The 18,019-nt window shown below is 42.1% G+C and carries 19 protein-coding genes; 3 read left to right on the forward strand and 16 right to left on the reverse strand.

Features of this window, described 5'->3' with window-relative positions; all coding sequences use genetic code 11:
* Positions 1–121: 121 nt before the first annotated feature.
* Complete coding sequence (locus FTU71_RS00185) at positions 122–814, forward strand: pirin family protein (RefSeq protein WP_004971950.1); 693 nt, start codon at positions 122–124, stop codon at positions 812–814.
* Positions 815–952: 138 nt separating this feature from the next.
* Here the strand turns inward: FTU71_RS00185 and FTU71_RS00190 are convergent, their stop codons facing one another.
* The 9 genes from FTU71_RS00190 to FTU71_RS00230 all read right to left on the reverse strand — a co-directional run bounded on the left by FTU71_RS00190 (position 953) and on the right by FTU71_RS00230 (position 9,222).
* Positions 953–2,008: an ArsO family NAD(P)H-dependent flavin-containing monooxygenase gene (locus FTU71_RS00190; RefSeq protein WP_373424807.1), complete on the reverse strand. Its 1,056-nt coding sequence runs from the start codon at positions 2,006–2,008 to the stop codon at positions 953–955.
* A gap of 240 nt (positions 2,009–2,248) precedes the next feature.
* The gene (locus FTU71_RS00195; protein ID WP_179993561.1) at positions 2,249–3,121 is read right to left on the reverse strand and encodes a transporter; all 873 of its coding nucleotides are present in this window, start codon (positions 3,119–3,121) and stop codon (positions 2,249–2,251) included.
* A gap of 155 nt (positions 3,122–3,276) precedes the next feature.
* Complete coding sequence (gene catA / locus FTU71_RS00200; protein WP_004971957.1) at positions 3,277–4,197, reverse strand: catechol 1,2-dioxygenase; 921 nt, start codon at positions 4,195–4,197, stop codon at positions 3,277–3,279.
* Positions 4,198–4,397: 200 nt separating this feature from the next.
* A complete protein-coding gene (locus FTU71_RS00205) occupies positions 4,398–5,459 on the reverse strand; it encodes an NADH:ubiquinone reductase (Na(+)-transporting) subunit F (protein WP_004971960.1) in 1,062 nt (353 codons plus the stop codon).
* Positions 5,460–5,527: 68 nt separating this feature from the next.
* Positions 5,528–5,890: a phenol hydroxylase subunit P4 gene (locus FTU71_RS00210; RefSeq protein ID WP_104853300.1), complete on the reverse strand. Its 363-nt coding sequence runs from the start codon at positions 5,888–5,890 to the stop codon at positions 5,528–5,530.
* A gap of 117 nt (positions 5,891–6,007) precedes the next feature.
* The gene (locus tag FTU71_RS00215; RefSeq protein ID WP_004971966.1) at positions 6,008–7,534 is read right to left on the reverse strand and encodes an aromatic/alkene/methane monooxygenase hydroxylase/oxygenase subunit alpha; all 1,527 of its coding nucleotides are present in this window, start codon (positions 7,532–7,534) and stop codon (positions 6,008–6,010) included.
* A gap of 92 nt (positions 7,535–7,626) precedes the next feature.
* The gene (locus FTU71_RS00220; protein ID WP_004971969.1) at positions 7,627–7,893 is read right to left on the reverse strand and encodes an MmoB/DmpM family protein; all 267 of its coding nucleotides are present in this window, start codon (positions 7,891–7,893) and stop codon (positions 7,627–7,629) included.
* 11 nt (positions 7,894–7,904) lie between these two features.
* Positions 7,905–8,909, reverse strand: a complete 1,005-nt coding sequence (locus tag FTU71_RS00225; protein ID WP_004971970.1) for an aromatic/alkene monooxygenase hydroxylase subunit beta — start codon at positions 8,907–8,909, stop codon at positions 7,905–7,907.
* Positions 8,910–8,928: 19 nt separating this feature from the next.
* Positions 8,929–9,222: a phenol hydroxylase subunit gene (locus FTU71_RS00230; protein WP_004971972.1), complete on the reverse strand. Its 294-nt coding sequence runs from the start codon at positions 9,220–9,222 to the stop codon at positions 8,929–8,931.
* Positions 9,223–9,639: 417 nt separating this feature from the next.
* Between FTU71_RS00230 and mobR the strand changes: the two genes are divergently transcribed.
* Positions 9,640–11,313 (forward strand): phenol degradation transcriptional regulator MobR, encoded by a 1,674-nt coding sequence (gene mobR, locus FTU71_RS00235; RefSeq protein WP_180005801.1) that lies wholly within the window; start codon positions 9,640–9,642, stop codon positions 11,311–11,313.
* Positions 11,314–11,373: 60 nt separating this feature from the next.
* Here mobR and FTU71_RS00240 read toward each other — a convergent pair whose 3' ends face one another.
* The 5 genes from FTU71_RS00240 to FTU71_RS00260 all read right to left on the reverse strand — a co-directional run bounded on the left by FTU71_RS00240 (position 11,374) and on the right by FTU71_RS00260 (position 14,224).
* The gene (locus tag FTU71_RS00240) at positions 11,374–11,793 is read right to left on the reverse strand and encodes a DsrE family protein (RefSeq protein ID WP_004971976.1); all 420 of its coding nucleotides are present in this window, start codon (positions 11,791–11,793) and stop codon (positions 11,374–11,376) included.
* Between the two features lie 258 nt (positions 11,794–12,051).
* The gene (locus FTU71_RS00245; protein WP_004971978.1) at positions 12,052–12,549 is read right to left on the reverse strand and encodes a DUF2505 family protein; all 498 of its coding nucleotides are present in this window, start codon (positions 12,547–12,549) and stop codon (positions 12,052–12,054) included.
* Positions 12,550–12,714: 165 nt separating this feature from the next.
* Entirely contained in the window at positions 12,715–12,999 is a 285-nt protein-coding gene (locus FTU71_RS00250) for a hypothetical protein (RefSeq protein ID WP_096900962.1), read from the reverse strand.
* Between the two features lie 12 nt (positions 13,000–13,011).
* Positions 13,012–13,590 carry a nicotinamide riboside transporter PnuC gene (gene pnuC / locus FTU71_RS00255; protein ID WP_004971981.1) on the reverse strand — a complete coding sequence of 193 codons (579 nt, stop codon included), beginning with the start codon at positions 13,588–13,590 and terminating at the stop codon, positions 13,012–13,014.
* A 157-nt stretch (positions 13,591–13,747) separates the two neighbouring features.
* Positions 13,748–14,224 carry a hypothetical protein gene (locus tag FTU71_RS00260; RefSeq protein WP_104853188.1) on the reverse strand — a complete coding sequence of 159 codons (477 nt, stop codon included), beginning with the start codon at positions 14,222–14,224 and terminating at the stop codon, positions 13,748–13,750.
* Positions 14,225–14,505: 281 nt separating this feature from the next.
* Here FTU71_RS00260 and FTU71_RS00265 point away from each other — a divergent pair, with 281 nt between their 5' ends.
* On the forward strand, positions 14,506–14,973 hold the full coding sequence (locus FTU71_RS00265; RefSeq protein WP_179993565.1) for a GNAT family N-acetyltransferase: 468 nt from the start codon (positions 14,506–14,508) through the stop codon (positions 14,971–14,973).
* Between the two features lie 101 nt (positions 14,974–15,074).
* Here FTU71_RS00265 and cysN read toward each other — a convergent pair whose 3' ends face one another.
* Both cysN and cysD read right to left on the reverse strand, forming a co-directional pair.
* Positions 15,075–16,691, reverse strand: a complete 1,617-nt coding sequence (gene cysN / locus FTU71_RS00270; RefSeq protein ID WP_096900965.1) for a sulfate adenylyltransferase subunit CysN — start codon at positions 16,689–16,691, stop codon at positions 15,075–15,077.
* A gap of 144 nt (positions 16,692–16,835) precedes the next feature.
* Positions 16,836–17,744, reverse strand: coding sequence for a sulfate adenylyltransferase subunit CysD (gene cysD, locus FTU71_RS00275; protein WP_026438300.1), 909 nt, complete (start codon positions 17,742–17,744; stop codon positions 16,836–16,838).
* Between the last annotated feature and the right edge of the window lie 275 nt (positions 17,745–18,019).

An 18,019-nucleotide genomic window follows, 5' to 3' on the forward strand; every position in this document is an offset into this window, starting at 1 on the left:
GTTCTGCAAAAAATCTACACATGTTGCAATTTTAGAACGGCATGTTGCAGTTCGCCTCTAGGTCGGCTGCGGTGAAAAGATTAAGATTAGTTCAAGTTAAAAAAATGATAGGAACATTATCATGAATGCTTATTTACACCGTAGTGAAGATCGTGGTCATGTGAAAATGGGGTGGTTAGACACCAAACATAGTTTCTCTTTTGGTAATTGGTATAACCCGAAATATATGGGTGTTAGTGCCTTACGTGTCATTAACGATGACCGTATTGCCGCACATAATGGTTTTGGTACTCACCCACACGACAACATGGAAATTTTGACTTGTGTATTAAGTGGTACGATTTCCCACCGCGACAGCATGGGCAATGAACGCCATATTACTGCAGGTGAATGGCAGTTAATGAGCGCAGGTACAGGCGTTCAGCACAGCGAAATTAACAATGGTGATGAAGAAGTACACATGCTGCAAATTTGGATTCAGCCGAATGTACGCGATGCAGAGCCGACGTATCAGCAAATTCAACGTGACCCAAATACAGCACCCAACCAGTGGCATTTAATTGTCGGCCCGAATGACAATGCCCCAATGCACATTCGTCAACAGGCAGAAGTAAAAGCAGCTGTTTTAGAAACTGGACATCGTTTAGAAGTTACAGCAACACAAGCGGTAAACTATGTGCATGTAATTCGTGGTGAAATCACCATTGGCGAGCAAACAGTTAAAGCGGGCGATGCTTTGTTATTTGCTGATAATGCTGTGATTGAAGCAAAAGAAGACAGCCAGTTCATTTGGTTTGATTTACCAAAACAGTAAGTCCTGACTGTCACCTTATTATGATTGAGCATCTTTAATTTTTTGAGTTACCCTCTTGCCCTCTTCTACAGAGGGCTTTTTTATGGCTGAAATTGCATGATTCATTTTTTAAACACAGTTTTTGTCACGTTAATGACTTTACGCTGTTGTCTGCAAATACGCAGCAATTTGCTCTGCCACATTCCGTGCGGTTCGGGAAACACCAATTAAAGTTGCCGAGGCTGCGCCTGTCCAATCGCCATAACCAACCAACCATAAATTTTGCTGTTGTAACGCTCGATTTTCTAACACATCGACTGTGCCTTGTGCATTAACCACATTCAAACTTTGTAAATGCGACAATGCTGCCTTAAAACCTGTGCACCAAATAATGGCATCAATTTCCTGTTCGCGCCCATCTGCCCAAACTGCACTATGTTCGGTTAAATAGTCAAATGGCGGCAGACCATGTAATACATCACGTTGCCGTGCTTCTTTGACACTTGGAATCATCACAATATCGCCCAAACCACCGATCGGTTGTTCAATACTGCGACCTTCCTGCTGGGCTTTTAAGCGCTCCGTGGCACGTAAAAATAAAACCCGTCCATCTACATCATCGGCTAAAAAACTTGGCGGTTGCTGTGTAACCCAAAAAGTTTCGGCCACTTTAGACACTTCTGCCAAAATTTGTGCGCCTGAGTTACCCCCGCCGACAATCATGACTCTTTTGCCCTGAAAAGCATTGGCATTGCGGTAATGAGCCGAATGAATTTGTGTGCCTAAAAAGCGTTCGCGTCCTGTATAAGCAGGAATAAAAGGCTGACTCCACGTTCCAGTAGCACTCACAGCGGCTTTGGCTCGCCAGCTTTGCTGTGCCGAACACACAATTAAATCATTGCCTTCCTTCAGGACTTTTTCGACCTGCACAGGACGCAGCACAGGAAATTGATAGCGTGTTTCATACGCTGTTAAATAGTCAATCACTTCTAATCGTTTCGGATATTCCTGTTCGGTTTTTGGCATTAACCAGCCGGACAAAGAACTCCATGTATTTGGAGAGAACAGCTGTAAAGAATCCCACGCATGTTGCCACGCACCGCCCGACTGCGTTTGATTATCCAAGATCAGAAAATTGATTTTTTGCCGTTTTAAAAAGTAAGCCGTGGCCAATGCTGCTTGTCCGCCACCAATAATAATTACATCGGCATCCATTATTTGATTCAAAATGGCTCTCCTGCTCGCAATACGCACCCTGTTGCTATGCCTAATCTTAGCGCATAAGTGCAACACGTGAGAGATTAAAAATTCAGTCCACCAAACTCAACTTATGGAAGCACGTAATTAGAAGCAAGCCATCTTGAAAAATGATGCTGCAAAAAAGCCAAGTCTTTCAACTTGACTTTGTTTTGTAAGATAGCTTGATGTGCAACACTGCAGAATCAGGTTCGGGCTTTAAAAAGCCCAAACCAATTTCAAAGTCGAAGAGTGTCCTTCAGGACGATGTTCCACTTCGGTTTCTTTCAAAAACTTTGCTTCCAAAGACCAATTATCACGTTTGTATTGAATCGCGGGACCAAAAGATAGAGCCTGTCCTTTATTGCCAATACTGACACCATTCACTTCATCATCTGTGGTTTGTTTAAATACATAACCTTCGAGTGCCAATTTGACTTGATCATTCAATTGATAACCGATTGCATAATCTCCAGCGAAATAATCCCCCGACTGATAATTTGTGTCGTCATTTTCACTGTTGAAGCTATAAGACATTTTGGTGGAAAACTCCCAACCTTGCGGCTGCAAATAAGAATACGCAAAGATAGGACGAATGGTGTTGTAGTTCTTACCTAAGTTGGCAACTACAGGACGTTGTGGATTGGCATCTTCATAATCGCCTGTTGCGAGCACACCTTCTAAAGCAGCTACACTGTGATGATTGCCTTTATGCCAACCCAACATGCTGCCAATAATCAAATCGCCCAAACCACTGTTAGAGTCTGACATGCCCATCACATTTAAACGCAAATCGACCAAAGGCTGTGCAGCATATAAACCCAACTGACCGCCTGCAATGTATTGGGGGGTCATCCATACCAAACGTGGAATATAGACATTCACATCGGCATGGAAATTGTCTGGGCCGTCTTTAAACTCACTGGCATGATAGTTCTGATAGTAGTTGAGTAAGTATACCCCAGCTGGTGGTAAAGCCCCTGCTGCAATGCCTTCTGCGCCTAATCCAAATGTATCTAAACCGTTTTCTGTTGCATTGACGTGTGTCGCCATGACACCCAAAAGCATGAGTGCCCAAATTTTGTTATTCATAGAACATCCTATTCAATAGAAGTTTTGATGAAGTCTGCCTGCTGCGCCTGAATCATTCATGCGCGAACAGCCGACTTTTAAGGGCAGCATCAACAAAGAACTTGCTGATGCTGTATTGGCGAACGTGTTAAAACTTTGTGTTTTAAGGTGTGGGATTAAGCACTTGCACGACGACGTTCAACTTCAGTCGATGGTGCATTTGCAGTGTCTTTGACTAATTCAAAGTTAAAGGTGATGTGCTTAAATGGTTTGTCTAAACCACGGCGCTGAATTTCTGCAGCATCGGTCACATCTACCGCTGTTGCAACCAGACCTTCACGGGTCGCAAATGCGAAGTCATCCCACAGGTATTGATCACCTTCAATGTTAAATTGCGTAGTGAGTTTGCGGTAACCTGGTGCAGAAATGAAGTAATGCACGTGAGATGGACGGTTGCCATGACGACCTAGTTTGTTTAATAAAGCTTGAGTCGTGCCGTCTGGTGGGCAGCCATAACCGACTGGCATGGTCGTTTGCGCCACATATTTACCATTGGCATCACTGAAAATAGTACGGCGTAAGTTAAAGTCAGACTGAGATTTATCAAAGAATGAATAGTTACCTAAACCGTTGGCATGCCAAACTTCGACTTTGGCATTTTCAATGATATTGCCATTGGTGTCAGTGACTGTACCTTCAATAATTAACGTATCTAAATGGTCTGATTCTGAACCATCATCCATACGCGCAAAACCGACTGATTCAGGCGCACCTGCAACATAAAGTGGCCCTTCAATGGTACGTGGTGTACCGCCTGTTACGCCTGCTTTGGCATCGGCTTCATCGGCACGTAAATCTAGATAATGTTCTAAACCCAAACCTGCTGCAAGTAAACCAAGTTCATTGGCTTTGCCTGCATCGGTAATATATTCCAGACCTTTCCACACTTCTGAAGGCTGAATGTCTAAATCTTCAATGGCTTGAAATAAATCTGCCACTAAACGCACCACTATTTGCTGCACACGCTGATCGACAGGGCGTGTAGCGGTGTCTACGTTCATTTCCTTCACTAAAGTATCAATTTGTTGACGGTCCATGTAACTCTCCTTGGCTATTTTGGCTTTGCTGGTTGTCGCATTGCTATTTTGGCTTTTGACACTGCCTTACTGTGTTGATGATGGTGTCAGTGCTGAGCTAAATGCCTCAACACTGACCGACTTCCTTGGAAACTTTTTATCTATTGCAATTCGATAGGCTCAGTACAATATTGCAGCACCTATCCACTTTTAAATATGTGTTAAATATGTTTAAACAATGCTGAACGTGACTGACCACTTGCACCATCGGCAGCACTCAAGAAGCGTTCAGTGTGAATATCACGTTCAAACAAACGGCTTTGCATTAAGGTCGAAATTGCTGCATCAATCATGACTGGTGGGCCGCATAAATAGGCTTTGTGTCCACCGCAACGCTGCTCAAAATAATCGGCAACCGCTTCATGCACATAGCCTGTAAATCCTGTCCAATGGTCTTCTGCTTTAGGTGCATTTAATGCAGGAATGTAGCGGAAGTTTGGATAGTCTTTGACTAACTGCTCAAACAGTTCTCGGTTATATAATTCCGCAACATCACGCGCACCTTGGAATAGGTAAATGGTGCGGGTATCACCCGACTCTAGTAAGTCTAAAATCATAGATTGCGGGCTAGATAAACCTGAACCACCTGCAATAAAAATCGCATCCTGATCATCCGATTTACGTACAAAGAATTGTCCGTATGGCCCTGAAATTTCCAGTGCGTCGCCTGCCGCAAGCTGCTCATGCACATAGGTCGTAGCACTGCCGCCCACAACATGACGAATATGCAATTCAATAATGCCTAGTTCGCTTGGTGCATTGGCAATTGAGAAGGCACGAGTGCCTTCAATACCCGGGAATTGCACGTTAATGTATTGCCCTGCCTGAAACTCCATCGGGCGGTCTAACTGCAAGCGCACACCTTTAATGGTTGGAGATAAGTCCTTTACCTCAAGGACTTTGGCCTGATAATCCTGAACCAAATATCCCAAGAAATCTGGGTCTTCATCAACATCGGCTTCAATGGTCATGTCTGATTCAGGCTTACAGCAGCACGCCAACACTTTGTGTTCTTCACGTTCCAAATCCATCAGCGCGAAAGGTGACGCTTCGCCGACATCATAATAACCATCGGTGACTTGGACTTTACAAGTGCCGCAAGTGCCATGCCCACAAGCAAATGGCAACCACACGCCTTGACGTAACGCGGCATCTAAAATGGTTTGATCTTCTTCAACCTCAATGGTTGTGCCAATTGGCTCAATTGTGACTTGATAGCTCATCTGCGACCTCCTGTCTTGTACTTACTGACTGTGCTTTGCTGTCTTTATTTTGTTGTGATCTTACTGTTTTAAACGTGTGCGCCCTTGTACCCATTCAGTCCTGGGGTCACAAAACGCAGTAGTGATTTTTGATCGAAGCCAATTTCTGCCAAGGTCTGTTCAGGGCGTGGCTGAATTACCTGTTTGTTTAAAGTAAATTGCACTTCATCCCATTTAATGTTTTCAAAGTCAGGATGTTGATGGAAACCCGCCTGCATTTGCTGATCCAAAAATTCCTGAAAGGTTTGCTGCGGCGAAACCAACATGGCGTGTGCAGAACAATATAAAGTGTGATGATCCCAACCCACATACACCAAAATGTTGTCGCCATAGTGTTTTTGTAGGTCGCGTGGTTCAAAGTCGTAATCTGGGCGAATAGCGCGTACTGACATGGTCATTCTCCGTATTGGGGTGGTTTGAGCCGCAAATGACTCAAACCGAAATCCTTTTAAATTTGAATCTTGAAATAACTTAAATTTTAGATATTTACTTTAGATAGTGAATGAGCGTTAAGCCGCATCACCTTTCCATTTTTTCCAGCGTTGCTGGTCTGGTGAACCTTCAATATCCAAGTTATCTGCACCGACATTGAAGCGATAATATTCGCGCAGCATGTTTTCCAAATCTAAGCCACCACAGTTGCCTTGTAGAATTTGGTTCACTGGCAACCATGCCTGCACATATTTTTCAGGTTCACGTTCAAAAATATCGTGACAACCATCTGAACAGGTGTGGTAACGCTCGCCTTTATAAACAGACTCACGATACGTAAACATGGTCGGATCGCCATCCATTTCGGTGAAAGTCATTGGCACTTGGCAAATTTGGCACAATTGCGGTAAGCCTGCGCTGTAGAAACGCTTGCCTTCTGCTTCCATCTTGCGTGCTAACTCCCACTTTGGACGGTAGTATTTGTCAAAGGTGTCTGGATATTTTTCAGATAACCAATCCATTTCCTGATCGGTTGGAATCCAAGTATGGAAACCTGCTGCATGACCGAAGTTATAGAAAATCCACCACGCTTGATGCGACACGTGTTCTTTTTCTTTGGTAATTACTTCTGAATATTTCGGCATACGAATACCGTAACGGCTCAAGTCTTTAAATAACGCACCGCCCGCTTCTTCAAAGTAGGTTTCCCACGCTTCTTTCCACGACATGACTTTGTTTGGCAGCATGTAGTCCATCATCATGCCAACTATAGATAACAGACGAGTCCCACGCCAGAACCACTTATCAATCCATTCCTGTACGATTGGCACGTTATCTTCGTGTTGTTCTAACAAGAATTTCACGATTTCTAGACCTAAAGTCATGTGACGTGCTTCATCGGACTGTGCACTAAAACCAAAGGTGACCGTTGCCATATCGCCATTGTGTGCTGCACCTGACATGAACGGTACGAACAACAAGTTGGTCAATACATATTCAAAGGCAAAGCTAATGGCTAACAAGAACTCAAACGGCCCTGCTGAACGCGCATCTTCAAAGAAAGATTTTGGTACAGACAAGTACCAAACGCGGTCATGCATGTGCGACCAATCCTGAAAACCATCAAAGAATTTGTTGTAATGGCTCATGGCATGAATTTGCGTCTGCACGTGACGTAATTCATCAATCGACTGCATTTGTGATGCGATACGTGCACCTACACCACTGAACTGACGCCCTACATGTGCATAACCTTGGAATGCCTGATATTCAAGCGGAGTTACCGCAGTTAAAAACAGTTTGATGGCATTCAAATAACGCTCATTGGTCACGTTCATTTGACCGTTGTTTTGTGCAAAAGCATCAAAAATGGCGTAAAGTTTTTTCTCTTTTTCTGCCTGATACTTCCAGTAAGCATCCATGGTTAAACGGAATGGATCTTCCCATTTAGACCAGTCTGTAATTTTAATGCCTTCAAATTCTTCGTATGGAAAGGCTTCTTTGCGGTCTGCATAAGAAAAGTCCCAATCCAAGTCACGAGTAAGTGCGCGATAACGGTCTTTGGCATTCAGTTTTTTTGCTGGGGTTTTAACTTGTGAATTCATGCTCATCATCCTTAAATTTTTTAGCGGCAATCTATGCAGCAATATGTTCTGGCGGCACTGTACTCAAATTGGCTCAGTGCACATCCTTATTCCTAGTTCCAGTGCAAACGGAAACTGTCATCATCTTCTTCGACGTTGCCGCCCAACGTAATCATGTTGAGTTGTAAAGACTGAATATCCCAATCTTGTCCAAGTTTTTCAGATACCGTTTCTGCTTTAACAATCAGACCTGTTTCGCTTTCTACCCGAATCATGGCTGGCAGATATTGAATCGTGGCATCTGGGTTGTCTTCTTCAATCGCTTCAATGATGTAGCGCGACGTGTCATTGTCCTGTAATGCGAGATAAACCTTAGACATGCTGCTTCTCCTTAAGCCTGCAAAATTTGTTCGAGTTCGATGCCAATTTTTTTACTGCGTTCCAGCAGTTTTTGTTCTGCAATGTCGACTGCATCTGCAGACAACGCCTCAGCTGCCCACGCTGCAAATGCCGCTTTCACTTCAGGTAAATATTCGGCTAACCACTGGCTCAACAATTGTTTGTTATGTGCAGATTCTGCAGCTGCGGTTTTAAATACGCTGTCTGACCATTTGCGTAAATCTGCCATGGCTTCCTGCATAAATTCCATCAGCATCGCCAAGTCACGTGCTTGATGCTGTGCCAACCATTGATCAAATTGGGTGTAAACCAATTCGCTCATAAAGCTGTCAATCACCAAGTTTTGTAATAAAAACAGTTTGAAATAGTCCTGCTCGATCAAACTGGTTTCACACAGCTTGCGCAGTCCTTGCCATGCTTCATCCTGCATCCATGCTTGTTTGGCTGGAATTAAAGATTCGCCCGTGTTGCCATCGAGTGCCAAACCAACCCGTGAGATGTACTGCGCCATCCCTAAACGATCCATCGCAGCATAAATACAGGCTTGGGTCAGCACCGTGCCATAACCATAAGCACTGCCCGACATCATGTGTAAATTGGCAGTCTGTTCGATATGACGAAACGGCAAAAACAAGGCAATCACTTTGGCTTTGACATCTTCAGAAATATGCTCTGCCAACTGACGCTTTTCAAAAAAGCTAAAGTTACTTTCGGCAATGTCCTGCAAACGCGCACGATGCTGCACATAAGTTCCGTAATAAAACTGACGCGGGTCTTTAAATGCGTACCAATCCTGCATTTCAATTGCAGTATGGGTTTTATCATTTAAGGTTTTTTCAGGTTTCCACAGCGGACGATAGTGAAAGTTGGTTTCCGCCTGAATATCAAAACTGACTTCCTGATAACGGGTGGCTGGCTTGTTGCCAAAACGGCGCTCAATATAGGCATAGTTTTGACGAATTGGCTCAATACCCGCTGTTTTAATTTCTAAAGTCATCGCTTATCTCCTTAAGCATTCAGTGTTGATCTTCATGATCAATGTTGTATCGCTGTGCACCGACTAAAGTGTCGTGTTCAATGCCGTAACGCCATTTGTCTTCTTCAGCATCATTCACGGCTTGCTGTTGTTCGCTCATTTCCACCACTTGATTGGTTGCGCAGAACTCGCGGAATGCTTGCTGCGGTAACACCAACTCCACATATAAAGTGGGATCGTGAATGGCAAAGTCGAACTCGACAAATGCGGCATTAATATCGCCCGTTACCCGAATATATTTGGTTAAGGGCAATGCGCCTGTTGCATCCTTCATATTGTTCTCCTACAAGATCTGATTCATTCAGAACTTGCTTCAGTTGCTTCATGCATCTGTTGCTTACTTTTACTATTACAACAAGCGTGCCAACTTTATAAAAACATTGAAAAACAGCAACTTAAAAAATCTGAGTGTTTTTATAAGAATTTGGATTTCATGATTTGATGAATTTTGATGTTTAAAAAATTTAAGATTTCATGATTTGATGAAATACAGCCCGTACAGATACAAAAATTTACCCTTGGGCTTTATGCAATTCGCTTATGATAAAGACGGAATAAAAACAACAAAAACATATAGATACAACTAAATACCTTTAAGGTTTGGCATGATGCTGTTTAGGTATTATTGAATTTTCACGAATTTGCATAAGATGGCTAAACAGCCTCGAATTTAATGGATTAAACACGGCGCATGGTACGAGTAAAATACGACAGCAGCGGCAAATATGCAGGTCATCCTCAGGAAATTCACGACCTGCTTTCCAAACTACATTTTGACACTGAGCGTGGACAAATCTGGTTTGATGAATATCGCATGTTGCTGATGCATACCAGCATCATGGGCTATTTGCGTAAAGACCTTGCCAATATGATTGGAATGGAACGCACCAAACGCTTTTTTATTCGTTTGGGCTATCAGGCAGGTCTGAAAGATGCAGAAGTCACTACTAAAATGCGCCCAGGTTTAAATGAAGAACAGGCTTTTATGGCAGGGCCGCAAATGCACGGTATTCGTGGCATGGTGCAAGTTTCTGCCAATCAATTGATTTTAAATCAAAAGAAAAAACAGTTTTATGCAGACTTAAACTGGCATAACTCTTTTGAAGCCGATGTGCATGTTGAGCAATTTGGACTGAGTCACGAACCTTCCTGCTGGATGCTGCTGGGCTATGCTTGCGGTTACAGCAGTTTTGCCACAGGCATGACCATTATTTATCAGGAAGTGGAATGTAAAGCCTGCGGGCGTGAGCATTGCCGTATTATTGGTAAACAACTCAGTGAATGGGAAAATGCCGATGAGCTGATTCAGTTCATGTCGCCTGAACCGATGGAACAGGAACTCATTGCACTGCAAGCCGAATTGTATGAACTGAAAAAGTCGATTTATGCCACCAGTAAAAATGACTACAGCATGTTCAGCTCAGTCGGACAATCGGCGGCTTATCAGCGGGTGTGTGACTTACTCAAAAAAGCCGCAGGTGCCAAAGTTTCCATTTTGCTGCAAGGTGAAACAGGGGTCGGGAAAGAAGCCTTTGCCCGTGGTGTGCATGAACTCAGTCAGCGTAAAGAACATGCTTTTGTTGCGGTCAACTGCGCGGCAATTCCACCTGAACTGATTGAATCTGAACTGTTTGGTGTTGAAAAAGGTGCATTTACAGGTGCACATCAATCACGCTTAGGTAAATTCGAACGCGCCCATGGCGGCACTATTTTTTTAGATGAAGTGATTGAGCTTTCACCACGCGCTCAAGCGGCTTTACTGCGTGTGCTACAAGAAGGTGAAGTGGAACGTGTTGGGGATTCACAAACCCGTCATATTGATGTTCGTGTAATTGCTGCAACCAATGAAGATTTAGAACAAGCGGTTAAAGCAGGTCGTTTCCGTGCCGACTTATATTACCGTTTAAATATTTTTCCTGTGCAAATTCCACCACTGCGTGAACGCCGTGAAGATTTACCGCTATTGGTTGCGCATTTCTTAAAACGCTTTGAAATAATGTATGACAAACAAATTCAAGGCGTCAGTGAAAAAGCCACTGACTTTATGCAAAGCTATGCGTGGCCTGGCAATATTCGTGAACTGGAAAACCTGCTCGAACGTGCGGTACTACTGACGGAAGATCAACAACTGATTAAACTGAATGCCCTGTTTCCGCAAATGCACAGCGACCATACTGTAGATGAACAAGACAGCGTAGATTTAGACACGCTTTTAACCGAAGGTTTTGATTTAGAACAGCATGAGCAACAACTGATTATCACCGCGATGCAAAAAGCCAAACACAATGTATCTGAAGCGGCACGCTTATTGGGAATTTCCCGCGCTGCACTGGATTATCGTTTAAAAAAATACGCCATGCGCTAGAAATTCCGCAATAAAAAAGCCCTGTTTTTCAACAAGGCTTTTGCATTTCAAGCAGCCGAATTACCAGCTCAGTGTCTGAGTGCCTGGACGGAAAATTGCTTCACCCATAGCATCTGGATTGGCATATTTCAGACCTTTCATTAAGTCACCTTCAACAACACCGTACTGCTCCATACACATTTTGCAGATATACACATCACCACCTTTGGCGATAATACTTTTCAGCATGTTCTGATGCTCTGCATATTTATGTTCAAAGCGGTTAGATGCCAACATTACGCCTTGATCGACCAAATAAATCGTCAGTGGATGACCTTTGCCAAATTGGTTATTGCTCATGCCAATTGCCATTTTGGTGCGGTGCGCATCACTGCTGGTAAGCAATACAAAAAGTGGATCTTTTTTGCTCTCTGCCATTGCTGGAGATAGACTGGCAAAGGTCAGCAAAACCGATAAACATAACAACTGAATCAATTTCATGGCAGAACTCACACTCAATTTAAATCTGGTCAAAATATTAGCATAATAAATATACTATATTTAAATAATAAATTAAGACGATAGTCTGTATGCAATAAAGCCAAGCACTAAACTTTTTCAAAAATCAAAAATTGATCACTGTAAAATGACCCCAGCATCAACAATCACAATTCAATACGTCCAAAAAACAAAGCGCCACCGAAAACGGCAGCGCCAAGCATGTATTTAAGAGCAATCTTTTCTAGTAGAAATGAAGGGTTAAGCCGCTAAATTTTTCTTAAGCTCATCTTCCACAATCCCAATTTCCAACTCACTGAAACGACGGATTTCCCCTTCTGCATGTTTTTCCAACATGCCGCCAATCAATGGCACTTTAACCTTAATTGTCCAGTTTAATTGAATATCAATTTTTTCATGGTTGCCTGTCACACTACGCTCGCCTTTAGCTTCTAAAGGCAAGTTTGCACCAAGCTCCACGGTAGAAGTAAGCGCCGTTAAATGGGTCACATCATTGCGTTTTAAACGAAATGCATCTTTTAATAATTTTTTAGCCATATCTGGAATATTCACATCTAAATTATAAGCACGGCGTAAAGTGTAAATATCACCGTTCTTTTTAGATTCTAAAATTTCCAAATTTTCACCAGGAATACGCTTGCAGACTGCTTCATGCAAAGCAACATCTGCCACTAAACGCTTAAATTCGTCAATTGAAACGCCATGAATGGTGGCGTTTACAGTAAATTGATGAGCCATTTGAGTTCCTTTTATTTTGTTTATTGATGGAGTAGGTCTAGCATCATCGTGCAATATAATTTGGCTGATGCTCAACGGGTATAAGCTGTTTTATATCCTAAATACAACTTTATTTTCAGGCTATTAAAATGTTTTTTCCGCCTGCTGTCATTGACTCTATTTTGTCTATTCTGTGTGAATGATGCCAAATTCAGCGGCATAGGTTTCATGGCTATAAATAGTTAAATAATGCCCATAAAATTCAATTTTGGCATAAAAATGTTCTGCGCCATCATCTAGTCCTGTGGAACACCATGTCGTCCCTTTGGGGAAATCATCTAACCACTGGGCTTGGTAAAAATCTGCAATCGAATCAAACTGTAAATAACGCTCAGGATACGCTAAAATATCCAATGCCAATAAATCAAATTGTTTAAGCTGCGCCTGTTTAAAATCAATTAAATTGCTCATCGCTACACACCATCACACCGCAGAATGTGCCGCATGTTGTTGTCGGATTTTATGCCATTCACGCCAGCCTAAATAAGCAAGAACCACAAAACCTGCATATAACACAGCCGTTAACAGCAACTCTTTGTAAATAAACATGCCGATATACACCAGATCGACCACAATCCATAACACCCATGTAGCCAAGTATTTACGACTGGTCCAATAGGTTGCCAATAGACTCATAGCTGCCAGTTGTGCATCCAATAAAGGCAGTGAAGCCTGCGTCCACCACTTTAAACTTAGCCCAAACAGTAAACCCAGTATGCTACTCAGTGCAATTTGCAGCCACATTTTAGAGAGTGGCAAGCTTTGAATGATGATATGTTGTTTTTGCTGCTGTGCAGTTTTCCACTGGAAAAAACCATAAACAGCCATGCCCATAAATAGGGTTTGTAATACCGTTTCGCCATACAATTGATATTCAAAGAACAAATAGGCATACAGCAAACAGGCAATAAAATTCACCACCCAGCAAGCTATATGTCGCTTAATGGTTAAGGTCACGCCTAAAACACTAATCAACACAGCAATGATTTCTAAAACTGACATTGATGCTGCCTATGTAAAAGAAAAAGGCATGATACCTCTTTTCGGGAAAATAGCGCAAAACTCAACATTTAACCAAACACTTAACTGACAAGAAGATGCTGCAATTAATTTTCAAGAAACCTCTGTAAAATCATAAACAGAAAATCAGGCATGAAAATCAATCTGTTTGAAACTGCTCTGAATTATTGTATTTATGCTCTTGCCCAAAGCGGTCTACATGGGTAATAAAAACTCCGTATTTGCCGACAAAATATTCAAGGGATTGCTCGTAAAAACTCCAGTAAATTGACCACTCCCCCAAGTCTAACTGACGAATTTGCGTATGTGCTTTGGCAGGCATTTTATTCAGCACTTCTTGTTGAATAGTTTCGGCATCTTCAGGGTCACGACTAGATACTTTTAAGCTTAAAAATATTTCTGCGATATCATCAAATAATTGCTGTTCGTATTCGGCAACTTCTTCCACCACCTCACGAACAGGGCGCGGTGCTTTGTGGGTAATCGGGTCTTGGACAATATTGGCAATATCTTGACAGCTTTGCTGAAAAGTACGATTAATTTTTATTTTGAACCAGACTTTCCAGACTGCATATACGGCAATCAACAACAAAATCCATAACAATAGTTTTGCCATCTTGGTCTTCGCTCTTATTTCAGGCGTTTCAATAAAGTATAACCATTTCAGGGCTTAGCGTCTATTCGCTGCTGCACGCTTCAACGCTTATGCTTTAACAGATGATTCCATCCATGCATCGCTAAAAAGTGCAATGCTCAATTACACAATGATACCGATTGCCTTAAAAATAGGACTTGTGCTGCAGTATAACGCAGTAAAACACAACAATTTTCTGCTATTTCTTTAAACACTTTTCGCTTCCAATAGAGCCTTGTTTTTATCTATCACCCTAAGCCTAGATGATTAGAGCTGCACAAATTCAAGATGTCGCCAATTTGGTTGCGGTATTACACGCCAGTATTCGCTCTTGTATTCAAGATCATCAACGCAATGAAGCCAAAATTCAGGCATGGCTAGAAAATAAAAGCTATGAAAATATTTTAATGCTGCTGCATTACAACAATTGTTGGGTCTATGTCTTACAGCATGTGGTGGTTGGCTTTATTATGATGAGTGATCGCGGGCAAATTTTACAACATGCCATTGCCCCCGAAGTACAACAACGCGGTATTGGTCAAACCTTGTTATTTGAAGCAATAAGCGATTTAAAGCGCAAAAATGTATCGCACATGAGTGTATTTAGCACACAGACTGCTTTAAGTTTTTATGAAAAAAATGGCTTTGAAATACAACCTCAAAAAATTAGCTATGGGCACTTCACACCCATGCTCAAACATCTCAATGGCGAACCCTTAGAGCACACTTAAAAAACAAACTTTCCAATATAGTGAACGCACATAAAAAAACCGCTTTCAGGTGAAAGCGGTTTTTTGGGGATGTGGATTCGATTTTATAAACGAATCTAATTTTATAAGCGAACTAGGGCAATAATTTTTTCTGCCAGTTCTTCTGTAGCTGTCGCAGTCAACTCTGCATCTGCACCACTGTTTACATCACTAATGACCACAATGCCCGTTTCGCGGAGTAATGCAACCTGCGCAGCATCTAAACCTGCTTTGGCAATGGCAACAATACCCTGCTGAATCAGCAAGCTTTCAAGTGCTTGTGCCTGTTCAAGTGCTTGGCTTGGTACACATACCGCTGCAGGTTTTTGACCCAAACGTGCAGCACGGTCTTCGGCTGTTACAGGTGTACTGTGTGCAGTCCATTCTACGCAAGCTTCAACCATACCTGCGCCAATGGTCACGTTATTTAAACGATCAATGAAAATAAACGAACCCGTATAACGACTGTCTTGATAACGGTCAAATACCACAGGCGCATCAAATTCGATGGTGACATTGGCAATTGCATTCAGTTCAAGCTGTTCAACCTGCACCTGTTCCAAAGTATTCACATTGGTACGGTAATGAATGGCTGTGACTTTTGCAGGCACAGTTTGTGTACCCACTTTTAAGTTATACAGCTTGCCAATAGATAGTGGCTGATCAGCCATCCACACCACAGTGGCATTTACAGCACGTGAAATTTCAGGACGCACTTGATCTTCACGCACCAGCACATTACCACGTGAAATATCAATTTCATCGTTCAGTGTTAGGGTAACTGCTTGACCTGCAATTGCATGTTCAAGATTGCCATCAAAAGTCACAATCTCTTTTACTGTCGAGCTTTTGCCCGATGGCAATGCCACAATGCGGTCACCCACATGAATATCGCCCAAAGCAATCGTGCCGCAGAAACCACGGAAGTCAAGGTTTGGACGGTTGACATACTGCACAGGGAAACGGAAATCATTTTGAGCCGAGTTACGGTTAATTTCTACCGACTCCAATGTTCCCATTAAAGTATCGCCTGTGTACCAAGGGGTATGCTCAGACTTGTTCACCACGTTATCGCCATTTAAGGCAGAAATTGGCGTGAAAATAATATTCGATGGTTTACGATCACCCAGTTGATTCACAAAGTTCGCATATTCCGTCTGAATTTCGTTAAATCGTGCTTCTGAATAATCCACCAAATCCATTTTATTGATGGCAACCACAATATTGTTAATGCCCAATAAACTAGAAATAAAAGTATGACGACGGGTCTGAGTTTGTACGCCATAACGCGCATCAATCAAAATAATCGCCAAGTCACAAGTCGATGCACCTGTTGCCATGTTACGTGTATATTGCTCATGCCCAGGTGTATCGGCAATGATGAACTTACGCTTTTCAGTAGAAAAATAACGATAAGCCACATCAATGGTAATGCCCTGCTCACGCTCGGCTTGCAAACCATCGACCAATAAAGCTAAATCAGGTGCATCGCCCGTAGTGCCGACTTTTTTCGAGTCACGAGTCACGGCTTGTAATTGATCTTCATAAATCAATTTTGAGTCATACAACAAACGACCAATTAATGTCGATTTACCATCGTCTACGTTACCGCAAGTTAAAAAGCGCAGTAGATCTTTGTTTTCGTGCTGTTTTAAATACGCCAAAATATCTTGGCTAATTAAATTCGATTGATGAGACATTGCTCAAAGCTCCACATATTTTTTAGAAATCGGTTTTTTAATCTTTAATCCCTCTAAATCTCCCTTTTATAAAGGGAGGCTTTGCTCCGCTTTTTATAAGTCCCTCTTTATAAAGAGGGGTTTGGGGAGATTTTTCAGGAGAGATTAGAAGTAACCTTCTTGCTTTTTCTTTTCCATCGAGCCAGCTTCATCGTGGTCAATCATACGACCCTGACGCTCTGAACTGGTTGCCAATAGCATTTCCTGAATAATTTCAGGCAAGGTATTCGCTTCTGATTCGACTGCACCCGTAAGTGGATAACAACCTAAAGTACGGAAGCGTACCGATTTCATTTGTGGAACTTCACCTTCTAGCAACGGCATGCGTTCGTCATCGACCATAATTAAAGTGCCGCTACGCTCAACGACAGGACGTTCTGCAGCCAAATACAACGGTACTAATGGAATACTTTCGAGGTAAATGTATTGCCAAATATCCAATTCAGTCCAGTTAGACAATGGGAACACACGAATACTTTCGCCTTTATTGACCTTGCCATTATACAAATTCCACAATTCAGGACGCTGATTTTTCGGGTCCCAACGATGTTTTGCATCACGGAAAGAATAAACACGTTCTTTGGCACGTGATTTTTCCTCATCACGACGCGCGCCACCAAATGCCGCATCAAAACCGTATTTATCTAAAGCTTGTTTTAAGCCTTGGGTTTTCATGATGTCGGTATATTTAGAACTGCCATGATCGAATGGGTTAATGTTGGCATCTACCCCTTCTTTATTTTGATGAACAATCAAGTCAAAACCGTGCTGTTTTGCCATGTTGTCACGGAAAGTGATCATGTCTTTGAATTTCCAGCCTGTATCCACATGTAACAGTGGAAATGGCAGTTTCGCTGGATAGAATGCTTTTAAAGCCAAATGCAACATTACCGCTGAATCTTTACCAATCGAATACAACATGACTGGATTTTCAAACTCGGCTGCAACTTCACGGATAATATGAATACTCTCAGCTTCAAGCTGTTTAAGATGAGTAAGTCTTTCCTGATTTATTGACATTGATCACACCAGATGTACTTAAACTTGTGTACGAATAACACAGATAGAATTTGATTTTCATTATAGTGACTTAGTTATGCAGACTATTGCTTGTTTTATTATATTTATATGCAAAAAGCTCATATAAAAGAAAACCAATAAGCAGTATAAGTTTTATTTAATCAATAGTTTATTCCATCATATATTGAAATTTAACGTCATTCTCGCTACGTTTGATACATACAAATCGCGCTTACAAGCTGCTCATTTTTGAATAACTTCATAGATTA

Origin of the sequence: Acinetobacter sp. YH12136, from assembly GCF_013418545.1 — a bacterium.
GTDB lineage: Bacteria > Pseudomonadota > Gammaproteobacteria > Pseudomonadales > Moraxellaceae > Acinetobacter > Acinetobacter towneri.